The organism is Clostridium sp. MSTE9 (assembly GCF_000277625.1).
Lineage (GTDB): Bacteria > Bacillota > Clostridia > Oscillospirales > Acutalibacteraceae > Faecalispora > Faecalispora jeddahensis.
This window is the reverse complement of the sequence record NZ_AKFU01000042.1, coordinates 21422-39146: the sequence shown is the minus strand read 5'-3', so window position 1 is coordinate 39146 and position 17725 is coordinate 21422. Positions and strand designations below refer to the sequence as shown.

14 protein-coding genes are annotated in these 17725 nt (G+C 55.9%); 2 read left to right on the top strand and 12 right to left on the bottom strand.

From position 1 onward, the window contains the following. Positions 1-28 precede the first annotated feature (28 nt). From HMPREF1141_RS12795 to glnA, 10 genes are all read right to left on the bottom strand, one after another. Positions 29-1306 (bottom strand): adenylosuccinate synthase, encoded by a 1278-nt coding sequence (locus HMPREF1141_RS12795; RefSeq protein ID WP_009065052.1) that lies wholly within the window; start codon positions 1304-1306, stop codon positions 29-31. 222 nt (positions 1307-1528) lie between these two features. Beyond that, positions 1529-2959 (bottom strand): adenylosuccinate lyase, encoded by a 1431-nt coding sequence (gene purB, locus HMPREF1141_RS12790; protein ID WP_009065079.1) that lies wholly within the window; start codon positions 2957-2959, stop codon positions 1529-1531. Positions 2960-3095: 136 nt separating this feature from the next. Then, positions 3096-4547, bottom strand: a complete 1452-nt coding sequence (gene purF / locus HMPREF1141_RS12785) for an amidophosphoribosyltransferase (RefSeq protein ID WP_009065073.1) — start codon at positions 4545-4547, stop codon at positions 3096-3098. Positions 4548-4590: 43 nt separating this feature from the next. Further along, entirely contained in the window at positions 4591-5295 is a 705-nt protein-coding gene (purC, locus tag HMPREF1141_RS12780; RefSeq protein WP_035317115.1) for a phosphoribosylaminoimidazolesuccinocarboxamide synthase, read from the bottom strand. Between the two features lie 319 nt (positions 5296-5614). Next, positions 5615-8833, bottom strand: a complete 3219-nt coding sequence (gene carB, locus HMPREF1141_RS12775; protein WP_009065050.1) for a carbamoyl-phosphate synthase large subunit — start codon at positions 8831-8833, stop codon at positions 5615-5617. Further along, positions 8830-9906: a carbamoyl phosphate synthase small subunit gene (locus tag HMPREF1141_RS12770; protein WP_009065069.1), complete on the bottom strand. Its 1077-nt coding sequence runs from the start codon at positions 9904-9906 to the stop codon at positions 8830-8832. The genes carB and HMPREF1141_RS12770 overlap by 4 nt, the downstream gene beginning before the upstream one ends. A gap of 217 nt (positions 9907-10123) precedes the next feature. Further along, positions 10124-11344, bottom strand: a complete 1221-nt coding sequence (locus HMPREF1141_RS12765) for an LL-diaminopimelate aminotransferase (RefSeq protein WP_009064995.1) — start codon at positions 11342-11344, stop codon at positions 10124-10126. A gap of 43 nt (positions 11345-11387) precedes the next feature. Next, the gene (gene dapF, locus HMPREF1141_RS12760) at positions 11388-12221 is read right to left on the bottom strand and encodes a diaminopimelate epimerase (RefSeq protein WP_009065071.1); all 834 of its coding nucleotides are present in this window, start codon (positions 12219-12221) and stop codon (positions 11388-11390) included. A 60-nt stretch (positions 12222-12281) separates the two neighbouring features. After that, positions 12282-12812: an ANTAR domain-containing protein gene (locus HMPREF1141_RS12755; RefSeq protein ID WP_009064996.1), complete on the bottom strand. Its 531-nt coding sequence runs from the start codon at positions 12810-12812 to the stop codon at positions 12282-12284. A 45-nt stretch (positions 12813-12857) separates the two neighbouring features. Continuing rightward, positions 12858-14192, bottom strand: a complete 1335-nt coding sequence (gene glnA / locus HMPREF1141_RS12750; protein ID WP_009065046.1) for a type I glutamate--ammonia ligase — start codon at positions 14190-14192, stop codon at positions 12858-12860. 328 nt (positions 14193-14520) lie between these two features. Here glnA and HMPREF1141_RS12745 point away from each other — a divergent pair, with 328 nt between their 5' ends. Next, positions 14521-14796 carry a hypothetical protein gene (locus tag HMPREF1141_RS12745; RefSeq protein WP_035317107.1) on the top strand — a complete coding sequence of 92 codons (276 nt, stop codon included), beginning with the start codon at positions 14521-14523 and terminating at the stop codon, positions 14794-14796. 143 nt (positions 14797-14939) lie between these two features. Here the strand turns inward: HMPREF1141_RS12745 and eno are convergent, their stop codons facing one another. Both eno and HMPREF1141_RS12735 read right to left on the bottom strand, forming a co-directional pair. Further along, positions 14940-16226, bottom strand: coding sequence for a phosphopyruvate hydratase (gene eno / locus HMPREF1141_RS12740; protein WP_009065004.1), 1287 nt, complete (start codon positions 16224-16226; stop codon positions 14940-14942). Positions 16227-16479: 253 nt separating this feature from the next. Beyond that, positions 16480-17268, bottom strand: a complete 789-nt coding sequence (locus HMPREF1141_RS12735) for a ZIP family metal transporter (protein ID WP_009065104.1) — start codon at positions 17266-17268, stop codon at positions 16480-16482. Between the two features lie 116 nt (positions 17269-17384). On the opposite strand from HMPREF1141_RS12735, the gene HMPREF1141_RS17600 reads away from it, so the two are divergent. Then, positions 17385-17558, top strand: coding sequence for a hypothetical protein (locus HMPREF1141_RS17600; RefSeq protein WP_009065055.1), 174 nt, complete (start codon positions 17385-17387; stop codon positions 17556-17558). Positions 17559-17725: the final 167 nt, after the last annotated feature.

The window sequence follows — 17725 nt, the reverse complement described above, 5'->3', positions numbered from 1 at the left end:
AATTTCCCTAGCAGAATATGATTGTCGATTACCGATAGATAATATCGCTGCGGGAAGGTCCGTTCGACACGATTTTCACCGGAACACCGATCTGCTCCTCCGCAAACTCAATGTAGCGGCGCGCGTTTTCGGGAAGATCTTCGTAGCGGGTAATGCCGCGCAGATCGCAGCACCAGCCGGGCATCGTCTTCAGCACCGGCTTGCACCGGCGCAGCTGAGAGGCCGGCGGGAAATAATCGATCTGCTTGCCGTCGAGCTCATACGCCACGCAAACGGGAATCTCTTTGAGATAGCCGAGCACGTCGATCACGGTCAGCGCCACGCTGGTAGCACCCTGCACCGCGCAGCCGTAACGGGAGGCCACGAGATCAAGCCAGCCCATTCTGCGGGGACGGCCCGTTGTGGCGCCGTACTCGCCGCCGTCGCCGCCGCGGCGGCGCAGCTCATCGGCTTCTTCGCCGAAGATTTCGCTGACAAACTCTCCCGCACCCACGGCACTGGAATACGCCTTTACCACGGCGATGATCTCTTTGATCTCATACGGCGGAACACCGGCGCCGACAGCGCCATAACCGGCCAGTGTGGAGGAAGAGGTCACCATGGGGTAAATGCCGAAATCCGGGTCCTTCAGTGCGCCAAGCTGGCCTTCGAGCAAAATGGTTTTGCCCTCCTTGACCGCCTGATGCAGGAACGTGAAGGTGTCTGCAACATAGGGCTCGATCATCTGGCGGTATTCCATCAGCTTTTCGTAAACGGCGTCCACTGTCAGCGGCTCTTTGTGGTACAGGTGCTGGTACAGCGAGTTTTTCACATCCAGAACCTGCTGAATCTTTTCTTTGAGCTGAGCCTCGTCGTCATACAGCTCGCTGACCTGGAAGCCGATCTTCGCGTATTTATCCGAATAAAACGGCGCGATGCCGGATTTGGTGGAACCAAAGGACTTGGAGGACAAACGCGCTTCCTCCATCGCATCCATTTCAACATGGTAAGGCATCACGATCTGCACACGGTCAGAAACCATCAGCTTCGGCTCCGGAACTCCGCGCTGCCGCAGGGAATCCATCTCCTTGATGAGGTTTTCCACACTCAGCGCAACGCCATTGCCGATGATGTTGGTCGTGTGATCGTAAAATACGCCCGAGGGGAGTTGGTGCAGCGCGAACTTGCCATATTCGTTGATAATGGTATGGCCCGCATTGCTGCCGCCTTGGTACCGGATCACGATGTCGGACTGCGCCGCCATGACGTCGGTAATTTTCCCTTTTCCTTCATCGCCCCAATTGGCGCCTACTATCGCTTTTACCATTAGTACTGCTCACTCTCCGCCGGTGCCGCACCAGCCAATTTTTTCCACCGCCCGCGGCTTTTCATTTGGCGGCGGATCAATTTGTATTCTTATACCACAGGCGCAAAGCGCCATTACGGCATTTTTTAAAATTGCACATCAAAACGCTCGTCATTATCATACCACAAAACACCCCAAAAGCCTACGATTTTCTTTGGAATGCCCGCGGATTTTACGTTTTGTTTACAAATTAATTTCCGCTTTTTTAATTTCTATGGAATCATATTCCTTCAAAACGGAATTTACCACTCCGCTCACAAATTCCTGGGTTTGTACCGCAGCACAGCCCGTATACTGCGACGGGTCTACCAGGCCGGACAGCTCCTCGCGCGTGACGCCGAACACCGGGTCCGCCGCGATGCGGTCCAGCAGGTCGTTTTCGCCGCCCTGCTCCTTGATGACCTTGGCCGCTTCCATGGAATGCACGCGAATTTGCTCGTGAAGCTGCTGGCGGTCCGCCCCGCGCTTAACCGCGTCCATCATGATGTTCTCGGTGGCCATAAAGGGCAGCTCGCGCAGCAGGTGCTGCTCGATCACCTTGGGGTACACCACAAGGCCATCTGCCACATTGCTGTACAGGTCCAGAATCCCGTCGACCGCCAGAAACGCTTCAGGAACACTCAGGCGCTTGTTCGCGGAATCGTCGAGCGTGCGCTCGAACCACTGGGTGGCGGTTGTGATGGCGGGGTTCAGGCTGTCGACGATCACATAGCGCGCCAGAGACGCAATGCGCTCGCTGCGCATCGGGTTGCGCTTGTACGCCATGGCGGAGGAACCGATCTGCCCCTTCTCAAAGGGCTCCTCGATCTCCTTCATATGCTGCAGAAGGCGGATGTCGTTCGAGAACTTGGTCGCGCTCTGCGCGATCCCGCTCAGAATAGACAGAATCTGGCTGTCGAGCTTTCTGGAATACGTCTGGCCGGAAACGGCAAAGCAGGAGGAATACCCCATCTTCTCCGCAATCTTGCGGTCGAGCGCCTTTACGCGCTCATAATCGCCGTCAAACAGCTCCAAAAAGCTGGCCTGCGTGCCGGTGGTCCCCTTCGAGCCGAGCAGCTTTGCCTTACCGAGCTGATATTCGACATCCTCTAAATCCATCAGAAGATCCTGAATCCAGAGCGTGGCGCGCTTGCCGACAGTGGTGGGCTGCGCGGGCTGATAATGCGTAAACGCCAGAGTCGGCAGGTCTTTGTACTCCACCGCGAAATGCGACAGAATGCGGATGACGCCGACAAGCTTGTCGCGCAGCAGCCGCAGAGCTTCCGTCATGACGATAATATCGGTATTGTCCCCTACATAGCAGGAGGTTGCCCCCAGATGGATGATCGGGCGCGCCTTCGGGCACTGCTCGCCATACGCATACACATGGGCCATCACGTCGTGGCGCACGATCTTCTCGCGCTCCCCGGCGACATCGTAATTGATGTCGTCGGCAAAACGGCGCATTTCATCGATCTGCTCCTGTGTAATGGGCAGGCCCAGCTCCATTTCCGACTCCGCCAGAGCGATCCAAAGGCGGCGCCAGGTACGGAACTTTTTGTCCGGCGAAAATAAAAACTTCATTTCGGCGCTGGCGTACCGCGCCGAAAGAGGGGATTCGTACGAATTTTTCAATGCTGCAACCTCCAAGCGTATTTCGGGGCATCTTTTCAAATCATTTCACTTTCAAAGGCCATTGGTTTTTCCCGCTTGCGGCGGGAGAAGAAATTGCCGCTTCACATAAAGTCACTTTGAAAGCAAATGGATCATATTACAGGCGCTGAATCGGCATACAGTAGTTTTGCGGCCTGTGCTCAATCATTTCCTGCGGGATTTCAGTCGGGTAATTCCCGGAGAAGCACGCGTCACAGTAGCCGGAACACTTGCCCTTCAGCATACCGGGCAGGCTGTCCAGTGATAAGAACGCCAGAGAATCCGCAAAATTCATCTCGGCGATCTCTTCCACGGTGTGCTGAACGGCGATCAGCTCATCCTTGGTGGGAATGTCTGTGCCGTAGTAGCAGGGCCACAGAAACGGCGGCGAGCTGATGCGCAGATGAACCTCTTTCGCACCGGCATCTTTCAGCATCGACACAATGCGTCCGCTGGTCGTGCCGCGCACAATGGAATCATCGAGCAGAACAACACGCTTGCCGCGCACCTCGCTCTCCAGCGCGTTGAGCTTGATGCGCACGCTGCGCTCGCGCTCAGACTGAGTGGGCTTGATGAAGGTGCGGCCGATGTAGGAGTTCTTGACAATTCCCTTCTGGTACGGGATGCCGGATTCCTCGCTGTACCCAATGGCGGCGTCAATGCCGGATTCCGGCACGCCGATGACCACGTCGGCCTCCACAGGGCTTTGGCGCGCCAGCAGGCGGCCCGCCTCTTTGCGGGACTCGTACACGCCGAGCCCGTCGATTTTGCTGTCGGTACGGGCAAAGTAAATATATTCGAACACGCACAGCGAGCGCTGGGCCGGAACCTTATTGTACAGGTATTTCAGCCCGCTGGGGCCCGCGGCAATCAGCTCGCCCGGCTCCACGTCGCGCACAAATTCCGCGCCCGCCGCGTCGAGAGCGCAGCTTTCGGACGCAAAGACGATATCCTCGCCAATCTTGCCCATGCAAAGCGGACGGAAGCCGTTGGGGTCGCGCACCGCGATCAGCTTCTGGGGGCTCATGACCAGAAGAGAGAACGAACCCTCGATCTTCTGCATGGCGCGGAACACGGCCTCCTCAATGGAGGCCGCGCCGATCCGCTCCCGGGCAATCATGTAGGCGATTACCTCGGAATCGATCGTGGTTTGAAAAATACAGCCGTTTCGCTCCAGTTCACGGCGCAGCTCGTGGGCGTTGGTCAGGTTGCCGTTATGGGCGATCGCCAGCGTTCCCTTGATATAGCGCATGACGAGCGGCTGGGCGTTTTCACGCACACTGTCGCCCGAGGTGGAGTACCGCACGTGAGAAAGGGCGATTTGCCCGTTCAGCCGATTCAGAATCGAGTCGCTGAACACTTCGGACACCAAGCCCATGTCTTTGGAATAAGAAATCACCCCGCGGTCATTCACCGCGATGCCGCAGCTCTCCTGCCCCCGGTGCTGCAGCGCCAGAAGGCCGTTATAGCACGCGTAGGCCGGCGGAATTTCTTTTCCCTCTTTGCTGTAAATCCCGAATACCCCGCATTCCTCGCGAGGCTTCCAGGAGGACTCTTCAAAATCCGTCAACGAATTCAACTCCTCATCGTCTTGACACAAGTATTGAAAGCCATTACAGGCCAATGCGCTTCATCACTTCGGCATAAGCCTCTTCCACACCGCCAAGGTCGCGGCGGAAACGGTCTTTGTCGAGCTTTTCATGGGTGTGGATATCCCAAAAGCGGCAGGTATCGGGGGAAATCTCGTCAGCCAGAATGATCTTGCCGTCGCAGCGGCCGAACTCGAGCTTGAAGTCGATCAGCTCAATATTCACCGAGCGGAAGAATTCGCACATCAGCTCATTGATGCGCAGCGCCATCTTGCTGATGACATCGATCTCTTCCTTCGTTGCAAAATCAGCGGCAAGAATGTGGTATTCGTTCACCATCGGGTCGCCGAGCTCGTCGTTCTTATAACAGAATTCCAGCACCGGAGTGCGCATGGGGGTGCCTTCCTCCAGGCCAAGGCGCTTCGCCAGACTGCCGGCCGCCTTATTGCGGACGATCACCTCAAGCGGAACAATCTCTACCTTTTTGACCAGTGTTTCGCGGTCGCTCAGCTCTTTGACAAAGTGAGTGGGGATGCCGTCTTTCTCCAGCATTTGGAACATGAAATTGGACATACGGTTATTGACAACGCCCTTGCCCACAATGGTTCCCTTTTTCAGGCCATTGAATGCGGTGGCATCGTCCTTATAATCTACAATGTAGCAAGCAGGATCCTCGGTAGCGTAAACTTTCTTTGCTTTTCCCTCGTACAGTAAATTTCCTTTTTGCATGATTCTTTCCCCCTGTTTTTGTTTCCATCGGCGGGCCTTTCTTCTGCCATAATGCCACTGTAAAAAGCTGTTGATTTCTTCCCCGGCTTTGGCAGGGGAAGAAATCGTCATTTTCATGCAGCTTATTTTTAGTGAATGGACTGTAAAAGGTCCGCACAGATTCGATGCGGCAGATTCGCGGGCAGTCTGCCCGCGGGCAATTTATGAAGAACCTCACGCCGTTATCGGCAGCTTTGCTGCCGATAACGGCTGAGAGAGCCTTGAAACTCGAAGCGGAATAATAACCCGCAGCTTCTGGAAAAAATGCTTTGAATTCTCGTTATAAGAACACGAGGAAGGACGAAACCTTCGTGATATCCACAACAGAAAGGTTCGTATCCTCTACGTGCTGCACGCAGCGCAGGAATGCGTTTGCGGTGTCGAGCGAGGTCAGACACGGAATGCCGGCCTCTACCGTGTTGCGGCGGATCAAAAATCCGTCGCGGCGGTGTTCGGCGCCCTTGGAGGGCGTGTTGATGACAAGATCGATGGTGCCGGAGAGGATCACATCCAGAATATCGGGCGCGTCGCCGCCCACCTTGTTCAGGCGGACATTCGGGATGCCGTTCTCTTTGAGATAGTTGGAGGTTCCCTCGGTGGAATAGATGGTCCAGCCAAGGTCACACAGCCCCTTGGCAATGGGCAGCGCCTCTTCCTTATCCTGATCCTTTACGGTGATGATCACATTACCGTTGGTCAGAAGGTGCATGCCCGCACCCTGGAACGCCTTGATCATGGCTTCCTCAAAGCTTCTGGCGATGCCGAGCACCTCGCCGGTGGATTTCATTTCCGGCCCAAGGTTGACGTCTGCACCGTACAGCTTTTCAAACGAGAACACCGGCATCTTGATGGCGATGAGCGCCTTGTTCGGCTGCAGGCCATACTGGTAGCCCATCTGCGGCAATGTTTCGCCGAAGAAGGTGCGTACTGCAAGGTGAACGATCGGGATGTCCGTAATCTTGCTGATGTACGGCACCGTTCTGGAGGAACGGGGATTCGCCTCGATGATATACACCTGCTCATCCTTGACGATGAACTGGATATTCAAAAGCCCCTTGACTCTCAGTGCAAGCGCAAGCTTTCTGGTGTAGTCCACAATCGTGTCCTCCACCTGCTTTGAAAGGCTCTGCGCCGGGTAGACCGAGATGCTGTCGCCGGAGTGAACGCCCGCGCGCTCTACGTGCTGCATGATGCCGGGGATGAGGGTGTCGACGCCGTCGCAGACCGCGTCGACCTCTACTTCGGTGCCCATCAGGTACTTGTCCACCAGAATGGGATGCTCCTGAGCGATGGTATTGATGATGCCGATCTGCTCGCGAATGTCGTTGTCGTTGTAGGCAATGTCCATGCCCTGGCCGCCCAAAACGTAGGAGGGGCGCACCAGCACCGGGTAGCCCAGCTCGTGAGCCGCGCGCAAAGCCTCATCGCAGGTAAACACCATGCGGCCCGCGGCATGCGGAATCCCGCACTTTGCCAGAATCGCGTCGAAGCGCTCGCGGTCCTCCGCCTCGTCGATGCTGTCAAAGCTGGTGCCGAGCAGCGGAATACCCATTTTCTCAATGGCGCCTGCCAGCTTGATGGCGGTCTGGCCGCCAAACTGTACCACAGCTCCGTCGGGTTTTTCCAGTTCTACAATATGCCAAACGTCCTCCGGAGTCAAGGGTTCGAAGTACAGTTTATCGGCAATATCAAAATCTGTGCTGACAGTTTCGGGGTTATTGTTCACAATAATGGTCTCGAAGCCCAGCTTTTTCAGCGCCCACACACTGTGAACAGAGCAGAAGTCGAACTCGATGCCCTGGCCGATTCGGATGGGGCCGGAGCCGATGACCATGATCTTTTTTCGGCCGCTTTCGTGGCGCGATTCATTCTCGTCGCCGTAGCTCGAATAGTAGTAAGGCGTTTCGGCTTCGAACTCCGCGGCGCAGGTATCGACCATCTTATAAACGGGACGGATGGCCCATTTCTCTTTCAGCCCGCGAATTTCCTCAATGCTGATGCTGGAGAATTTCGCGACGGTTTCATCCAGAAAGCCGAACGACTTGGCTTTCAGCAGCAACTCTTTGCTCATCGGCTCGTTGGCAAGGCGCTTTTCCACCGCGATGATGGACTGAAGCTTCTGCAAAAACCAGCGGTCGATCTTCGTGACGCTGTGGATTTTCTCCATCGCAAAGCCGCGGCGCAGCGCTTCCGCCACCGCGAACAGACGGCGGTCATCCACCGCGTGGATACGCTCGGAAACATCCAGATCTGAAAGGCCGTCGAGCTCCGCGTCGGTCAGATCATACATGTTCTGCTCCAGGCAGCGGATGGATTTCATCAGGGCCGCCTCAAAGGTGGGGGCGATGCCCATGACTTCGCCGGTCGCCTTCATCTGGGTGCCGAGGCTGCGGCGGGCGTGGACGAATTTATCAAACGGCCATTTCGGGATTTTCACGACGCAGTAGTCGAGCGTCGGCTCAAAGCAGGCGTAGGTTTTTTTCGTAATCGCGTTCTGAATCTCGTCGAGCGTATAGCCCAGCGCGATTTTGGAGGCGACCTTCGCGATCGGGTAGCCCGTCGCTTTCGAAGCCAGCGCGGAGGAACGGCTGACGCGGGGGTTTACCTCGATAACGCAGTATTCAAAGCTTTCGGGATTCAGCGCAAACTGTACGTTGCAGCCGCCCTCCACTTTCAGCTCGTTGATGATTGCGATCGACGCGCTGCGCAGCATCTGGATTTCCTTATCCGCCAGCGTCTGGCAGGGCGCGACGACGATGGAGTCACCGGTGTGAACGCCGACGGGGTCGAAGTTTTCCATATTGCAGACGGTGATGCAGTTGCCGTTGCCGTCGCGGATGACCTCGTATTCGATTTCCTTCCAGCCGGAGATGCAGCGCTCGATGAGCACCTGATTCACACGGCTGCGGTGCAGGCCCATGGAAGCGATCGCGTGGAGCTGCTCCTCCGTATAGGCGATGCCGCCGCCGCTGCCGCCGAGCGTATACGCAGGGCGCACCACCACGGGGTAGCCGATGCGCTTTGCGATGAGCAGGCTGTCTTCCACCGTTTCGGCGATCTCGCTTTCCGCGCAGGGCTGCTGGATGCGGGCCATGGCCTCTTTGAACAGCTCGCGGTCCTCCGCCATGCGGATGGTGTCGGCATTCGTGCCGATCATGCGGACGTTATGCTCCATCAGAAAGCCGGATTCCTCCAGCTCCACTGCAAGATTCAGCGCATTCTGGCCGCCGAGGGTCGGCAGGACGCTGTCGGGCCGTTCCTTCAGGATCACCTTTTTCAGCGTGTCGATTGTCAGAGGCTCGATATACACCTTATCGGCGATCTCGCCGTCTGTCATGATCGTCGCCGGGTTGGAGTTGACGAGGATGACCTCGACGCCTTCCTCACGCAGCGCGCGGCAGGCCTGCGTGCCCGCATAGTCGAACTCGGCGGCCTGGCCGATGACGATCGGGCCGGAGCCGATGATCAATACCTTCTGAATGCTGTCAAGCTTGCTCATACGCGGCCCCCTCCCATCAAATCCATAAATCTGTCGAACAAAAAGCCTGTGTCGAGCGGGCCGGAGCAGGCCTCCGGATGGAACTGCACGGAGAACACGCGGCCGTTTTTATAATCGAGGCCCTCTACGCTCTGGTCGTTCATGCTGACATAGCTGACCTCTGCAATAGAAGAGTCGATGGTACCTGCATCCACCACATAGCCGTGGTTCTGCGAGGTAATGTACACACGATTTGTTTTCAGTTCTTTCACCGGGTGATTGATGCCGCGGTGGCCGTACTTGAGCTTGTACGTATTCGCGCCCTGCGAAAGCGCCATCAGCTGGTGCCCCATACAGATGGCGAAGGTGGGGATACCGCTCTGATAAACGCGTTTCAGCTCCGCGACCTCTTTTACGCAGGCCTGCGGGTCCCCGGGGCCGTTCGAGAGCATGACCCCGTCCGGATTCCACGCCTTGATCTCTTCAAACGGCGTGTCGTTCGGGAAGCGGCGCACCGCACAGCCGCGGCGGGTGAGCGAACGAATGATATTCTCTTTGGTACCGTAATCGAGCAGCGCCACCTTAACCGAACCGTTGCCGTAATCGCGCGGCTTGCGGATGCTGACCTGCGAAACGCCGTTCGGCACAACGTGCGCGGCGATTTTGCGCTTCATTTCGTCACGGTCAATCTGATCGCCAAAGCAGAGCATCCCGCGCATCGTGCCGGACTCCCGCAGGCAGCGGGTGAGCGCACGGGTGTCGATCCCGCTGATTCCGGGGATCCGGTTGTTTTTCAGGTATCCGTCCAGGTCGATGTCACAGCGAAAATTGCTGGCAATCCCGGAAACGGAGTGAACGATAAATGCTTCCACCCAGGGGTGATCGGCTTCCGCGTCCTCATAGCAGATTCCGTAGTTTCCGATCATGGGGTAAGTCATCACAACGCCCTGGCCTGCATAGCTGGGGTCTGTAAGCAGTTCGGTGTACCCGCACATGGCGCTGTTGAACACTACCTCGCACAGCACATCGCGGGGCTCGCCAAAGCCCTGACCCTCAAAGGTCATCCCGTTTTCCAATAGTAATAATGCTTTCACGCTATAACCACCATTTCTTCGCGCCGCTGGTTTACGGTCACTGCGGCAGCGCGCGACATGCCGCAGCACGGGGAAAGGTCCCGGCTGATTGTCGGCGGCCAAACCCCGCCGGTAAGCCCTGCTGCCAGAGCCTGCTCTTTGGCTGCCAGGCAGCCAGAAGATCGGGCGGATCCGGCGGCAGGGCCGCTGTTTCGTCAATTGGAAAATTCAGGCTTCATCAGGCTTTGAAAGACTCGATGATTCTTGCCACAGCCTTTTCCGTATTCTCTTTCGTGTTAAAGGAGGTCAGGCGGAAATATCCCTCTCCAGCAAGGCCGAAGCCGGAACCCGGAGTACCGACCACGCCGGTTTTTTGCAGCAGCAGGTCGAAGAATTCCCAAGCGGTGAGTCCGCCCGGCGTCTTGAGCCAGATGTACGGGGAATCCACTCCGCCGTATACCTCGAACCCGGCAGCAGCCAGGCCCTCGCGAATGATCTTCGCGTTGTTCTGGTAATACGTGATATTCTCGCGGATCTGCTTTGCGCCCTCTTCGGAATACACAGCCTCCGCCGCGCGCTGGATCACATAGGGAACGCCGTTCATCTTGGTGGACTGGCGGCGGCTCCACAGGCGGTTGAGGGATACGCCATCGAACTCGAGCTGCTTCGGCACTACGGTAAACGCGCAGCGGGTGCCGGTAAAGCCCGCGGTCTTGGAGAAGCTGCGGAATTCGATCGCGCAGGTCTTTGCGCCCTCGATCTCATAAATGCTGTGCGGCATATCGGGAGTGGTGATGAACGCCTCATACGCGGCGTCGAAGAGGATGAGCGATTTGTTTTCGTTGGCGTAATCCACCCACTTTTTCAGCTCTTCTTTGCTGATGCCCACGCCGGACGGGTTATTCGGGAAGCACAGGTAGATCAGATCCACCGGCTCCTTGGGCAGGTCGGGCAGGAAATTCTTCTCCTTTACGCAGGGCATGTACACGATGCGGCTCCAGCCCTTGCCCTCCACGTATTCACCGGCACGGCCAGCCATGACATTGGTGTCCACATATACGGGGTACACCGGGTCGCACACAGCCACAACGTTGTCCTGACCGAAAATGTCGCCAATGTTGCCGGTGTCGCACTTTGCGCCGTCGCTGACAAAAATCTCGTCGATGTCGATATCGACGCCGCGCTTCTTGAAGTCATTGTCGGCAATCGCCTGGCGCAGGAATTCATAGCCGCATTCCGGGCCGTAGCCGCGGAAGGTTTCCATCTTGCCCATCTCGTCGGAGGCCTTCTTCATGGCGTCCACCACCGCCTGCGGCAGCGGGAGCGTCACGTCGCCGATTCCAAGGCGGATGATCGGGCGGTCGGGATTGTTCTTCACAAACTCATTCACTCTCTTCGCAATATCCACAAAGAGGTAACTGGGGGGAAGTTTGACAAAATTTGAATTAACCTTCAGCATAGTACAATCTCCTTTATTTTATCGATCTATCACAGGGGCAGTCTCAATCGATCTGCCCGTCGAATACAAATTCTGCGGGGCCCTGCATAAAGACCTCGTCGGTCTCCTCATCCCATCGAATGTTCAGATCGCCGCCTTTGAGGTGCACGAGCACCTGCCGGCCGGTTTTGCCGCCCAGAGCGCAGGCAACCGCCACGGCGCAAGCGCCGGTGCCGCAGGCCCAGGTTTCACCGGAGCCGCGCTCCCAAACGCGCATTTTCACCTCGTTCTCGCCGATCATCTGCACGAACTCCGTGTTGACGCGCTGCGGAAACATGTGGTGGAACTCGAACGAAGGGCCGATAGAAGAGAGCGGGATGGCATCCACATCGTCCACAAAGACAACGCAGTGGGGGTTGCCCATCGAAACGCAGGTGACGCGGTATTCCTTGCCCGCGATCTCCACCGGGTGATCAATCACCTGCTCGGTCTCAAACAGCGTGGGGATTTTCGGCGCGGAAAGCTCCGGCTTGCCCATGTTGACCGTGACGCTGGTCACGTGGTCGTTTTCGTCCACCGTTAAAAACAGCGTCTTTACCCCGCTCTGGGTGTCCACCGTAAGGGTCTTTTTCTTCGCGATGCCCCGCTCGTAGGCATACTTGCCCACACAGCGGATGCCGTTGCCGCACATCATGGCGCGGGAACCATCCGCATTGTAAATATCCATAGAGCAGTCCGCTTTATCGCTGGGGCCGATCAGGATGATCCCGTCGGAACCAACCCCAAAATGCCTGTCGCTGAGCCGGATCGACAGCGCGGCCGGGTCCGTTACAGGCTCTTCAAAACAATTGAAATACAAATAGTCATTGCCGATGCCGTGCATCTTTGTAAATTTCAAACCATACTCCTCCTTCAAAAATCCATCTTATCAAACACGGATTCCCGCATAAGGTCTGCGCTAGAACATCTCCAGCACGATGGCCGCGATCTCGATCAGGCGTTTGCCGGTATCCATGCTCTTTTTTTGCAGAAAACGGTGCGCCTGCGCCTCCGTAAAATAATTGCGCTCCATCAAAAGCTGCTTGGCGCGCTGAAGAAGTTCCTTTTGCTCCTCCTCAAAATTCCTGCGGGCCGGAATTCCCGGTTCCGCCAGATTGAGGAACATATTGACCGACGCGGTCAAATCCGGTTTGTTCAGCGGTGTCATCAGACAGGCCGAATCCAGGTCTGCGGCCATCTCTGCCTGGTGGGGCTTTATGATAAACAAAAAATCATAATTGGGGGCCATCTGCGGAAGGTCCCACGCCGTGACGTCCTGCAGGTCCAGAGTACACACCACAACTCCGCCGCGATAGTGGTAGCTGGTCATTTCCAGCAGCTGAGCGCCGGTTGTGCACAGGCCGTACACCAGCACGCCATCGGTTTTCAGCACTGCGCCGATCCGCCGGGCAGAATCCTTATTTGAATTTGCAACGATCACACTGCCCATTCATGGTCACACCCCCGTCGCAGAATCTCAGCCTTTTGCCGGCTCTCAGAATTTTTCGAGATATTCCTCCAGCTCCCATTGGGTTACCGTGCTGTTAAAACGGTTCCATTCCTGTTCCTTGGCCTCGATGTATTTCTGATACACATGGCTGCCCAGAACCTCGCGCAAGAACGGGTCCCGTTTCAGTTCCTGAACAGCTTCCATCAAATTGGAGGGAAGGCTGTCGATTTCTTTTTCCTGCCGCTCGTCGGGCGTCATATCGTAAATATTGGAGCCGACCGACGCGGGCGGCATCAGCTCCTCGCGGATTCCCTCCAGCCCCGCGGCCAGAAGCACCGCCATCTGCAGGTACGGGTTCGCCGCAAGATCGGGATTTCTCAGCTCCACGCGGGTGCCGACGCCCCGTGCACTTGGCACGCGCACCAGCGCGCTGCGGTTGCCGGTCGTCCACGCAATGTAGCGGGGCGCCTCGTAACCCGTCACCAGGCGTTTATACGAATTCACCAGAGGATTGGTGAACGGGCAGATTCCCTTGATATGGCGGATCACACCGGCGATAAAGTGATACGCAAGCCGGCTCAGTCCGGTTTCACTTTCCGGATCGTAAAACACGTTCTCCCCGCCCTTGAACAGCGAGATGTTCGTGTGCAGGCCCGAGCCCGCCTGCCCGGAAAGGGGCTTCGGCATAAACGACGCGCACAGGCCGTGGGCGTTCGCCACGTTCTTGACGACCATCTTGAACGTCATCATCTGATCGGCGGAGCACAGCGCCTCCTGATATTTAAAGTCGATCTCGTGCTGCGCTGTGGCAAGCTCGTGGTGGGCGGCCTCCACCCCGCAGCCCATTTCCTCCATCGTCATGCAGATATCGCGGCGGGCGCTTTCGCCCAAATCCGCGGGGCCAAGATCGAAATACCCGGCGGTGTCGTGCGTTACGGTGGTGGGGTGCCCGAATTCATCCGTATTGAACAGGAAGAACTCGCACTCGAACCCCACATTCAGGGTAAAGCCCATCTCGGCGGCATCCTTCAGCGCCTTTTTCAGAATATAACGGGGGTCCCCTTCAAACGGGGTGCCGTCCGGCTTGTAAACGTCGCAGATCAGCCGGGCGGTTTTGCCGCCGATCTGCCGGCTCCAGGGCAGGATCAGGAAAGTATCCAGATCCGGGTGGAGATACATGTCGGATTCCTCGATGCGGACAAACCCCTCGATAGAGGAACCATCGAACATACACTGGTTATCCAGGGCTTCTTCAATTTTCCCGCTGGTGATGACCACGTTTTTGATCGCGCCGAACATATCGGTGAACTGTAAACGGATAAAACGGACGTTATTCTGCTGGATCAGTTCCAGAATATCCGCTTTGGTATACCTGCTCAAACACCTCTACCTCCTTAAAAATAAAAACAGCAAGGCCGCTCTTTGTCAGAACCTCCTTGCTGTCATAGAATTTATGAATAATATCGTATATATTGTAACTATTTATACGTTGCTTGTCAATCATTTTCCGAGTACTTCTCTGAATTTATGGTAATGCACAAATTTCCCCCGGAACCGGGTTCATTTCCCGACTTTCTCACGGGGCGAAACGAAAACGGTGCATTTTACCAAACACCCCTTTTGGCGGGAAGAATGAACAGACGCCGGGAAATTTCTGCACAAATTGCCGGATATAGGAGGCGTTTTTTGATTATTATGCAGGAATTCAGTGGAAAAAATGCAGGCTGGGGCAGTCGGACGCAGCCGCTTCCCCAAAGCCGCGAAACATATCCGGAGAGACGCCGCCCGGCATGCCTGTGTAAAGAAGGCAGCCACTCACCGCTTTTATAGCGAATTTTGTCTCTTTCCCGCACGGCGGAACAAAAACGGTGAAAAGCGTCCTTTTTGCAGGATTTTCCGCCGCTTTCCGAACGCTTTCGGCGTACGCCCCGGAAAAGATTTCCACCGGAATACAAAGAGAAATCCGGCAAAAACAGATGAATAATTATTCAAAATGGCAATTCCGGATTTTTGAGGAAAGGCTGCCAAAAGCCAGGGGACACCCCAAAAAAGGCGGTGAAAAAGATGCCAAATGACATCTTTTTCACCGCTTTAACAGCTCCGCCGGGTCAGCGGCGGAGGAATGATTTATTTGCAGTCGTAGCAGCCCTTGCCGGGATAACGGGCGGAATTGCCCAAATCCTCTTCAATGCGGAGCAGCTGGTTGTACTTCGCCACGCGCTCACTGCGGCTGGGGGCACCGGTTTTGATCTGGCCGGCATTCATCGCAACCGCCAAATCGGCAATGGTGGTATCCTCCGTCTCGCCGGAACGGTGAGACACAACGGCGGTATAACCCGCGCTGTGGGCCATCTTAATGGCGTTCAGGGTTTCGGTCAACGAACCGATCTGGTTCAGCTTAATCAGGATGGAGTTGCCGCAGCTGTTCTCAATGCCCTTCTGCAGACGCTCGGTGTTCGTTACAAACAGATCGTCGCCGACCAGCTGGAGCTTATCGCCCAGGCGGGCGGTCAGCTTCTTCCAGCCTTCCCAGTCCTCCTCATCGAGCGCATCCTCCAGAGAAGCGATGGGGTACTTGGAAACCAGGTCCTCCCAGAAAGAGATCAGCTCATCGGTGGTGTAATGCTTCTGGCTCTTCGGCAGCAGATAGGTTCCTTTTTCGCTCTTCCACTCGCTGGCAGCAGCGTCGATCGCCAGCATGAAATCGTCATAGGGCTTGTAGCCGGCCGCCTCGATGGCGCGCAGCAGGTACTGAACCGCCTCTTCGTCGCTTCCAAGGTTCGGGGCATAGCCGCCCTCGTCACCGACAGAAGTGGAAAGATTTTCCTTCTTGAGAATGGAAGCCAGAGCGTGGAACACCTCTGCGCACATGCGCAGGCCCTCACGGAAGCTGGAAGCGCCTACGGGCATGATCATGAACTCCTGAATGTCTACGTTATTTGCAGCGTGCGCGCCGCCGTTGAGGACATTCATCATGGGAACCGGCAGTGTATCGGAAGCGGCGCCGCCCAAAAAGCGGTACAGCGGAACGCCCTGTGCCTTGGCTGCCGTCTGAGCGGCTGCAAGAGAAACGGCAAGAATCGCATTCGCGCCGAGGTTGGACTTATCCTTTGTTCCGTCAAGCTCGAGCATAGCGGCATCGATCGCAGCGACATCGGAAACATTCATGCCGATCAGACGATCGCGGATCACGGTATTAATGTTCTCAACAGCCTTCTGAACACCTTTTCCGCCAAAGCGAGCCGGGTCCTTATCTCTCAGCTCCAACGCCTCAAACTGGCCGGTAGATGCACCGCTGGGTACAGCCGCGCGAGCTGTTACACCGTTTTCCAGAAGAATCTCCGCTTCTACCGTGGGGTTTGCGCGGGAATCCAGGATTTCCCTGCCTTTTACATCTTTAATTTGATAAGCCATAAAACCGCTCCTTTATATTTATTGACGGCATCCTTGATGCGCCGGTACAGCAACTATAAACAGGCAGAGACTCTCCATACAAATCGCTCTGCCATTGATTACCACACCCATAATATATCATATGTTTTTATTTTGTCAAGCGAATTATAACCAACCGAACGACAAGCATCCCACTGAAAAACAGCCGTTTCTTCCCCCACCGCAGGCAGGGAAAGAAATCGTCATTGGAAAAGCTGCATGACTGTAAAATACTTTACCCCAAAGCGACGTCCAATATCATCATCAGAACAAATCCGCCCATCACGCCGAGTGTTCCCATATTGGAATGCTCGCCGCGGCTGGCTTCCGGAATCAGCTCTTCCACTACCACATAGATCATTGCGCCGGCCGCAAACGAAAGCAGCCAGGGCATCAGCGAAAGCACATGGCTTGCCAGCAGGATGGTAATGACGGCGAACACCGGCTCCACCGCACCCGACAGCGTACCGCCCAGAAAGGCCCTGCCCACACTGAGACCCTCGTTGCGCAGGGGAAGCGAAATGGCCGCGCCCTCAGGAAAATTCTGAATACCCATGCCGATCGCCAGCACCACGGCTGCCGTCAGCGGGCCCTGCTCTCCGCTTTGCAGCGCGAGCGCAAAAGAAAGCCCCACGGCCATGCCCTCCGGAATATTATGTAGGGTGACTGCCAAAAACAGAAGCGTCGTTCTCTTCCAGGAGGAAGAAACACCCTCAGGCTGACTCTCGCCCAAATGCAGATGCGGCAGTACATTATCCAGCGCCAGAAGAAACAGGCCGCCAAAGATAAAGCCGCCTGCCGCTGGAATCCAGCCCACCTGCCCGCGCTCTTCTGCCTGCTCAATGGCAGGCATCAAAAGCGACCAGATGGAGGCCGCGATCATTACGCCGCTGGCAAATCCCAGCAGCACTCTCTGTACATTTTCATGAATGACTCCGCGAAAGAAAAACACAAGCGCCGCGCCCAGCGTTGTCATTGCGAACGGAAACGCCAGCCCAAACGCCAGCCAAGCAACAGAATTCATAATATCTCCTATATCCTATACTATTTTCTGAAAATACAGCTCGCTCCGTGTTCTGGTGGAAATTCCCTGCCATAAAGCAGAGCCGGACCGCACATAGTAAAACAGGGTGATACTTGGTGAAAGCAGAAAATCTTCAGGATCTGATCCGCAGAAGCAGCAGTACCAGACAATATTTTATGTCGCTTCCGGTTCCGGATCAAATGGAACTGCACCGGTATAACGAGCACGTTAAAACGGCAGACCAGCTGCATCGATATGTGGAATATCTGCAGACCAACGGCCGCTTATAAGAACCTCACGCCGTAAGCGGCAGCAAGCTGCCGACGGCTGCGAGAACCTTGAAACTCGAGACGGAAAAAACTCTTCGCCTCGAGAAGGAAACGTCCTGATACTCGTTATGATTCGCCGGTGAAAAGAAAAAGGGTTTGTCCTGTTGGGCAAACCCTTTTTTCGGCTG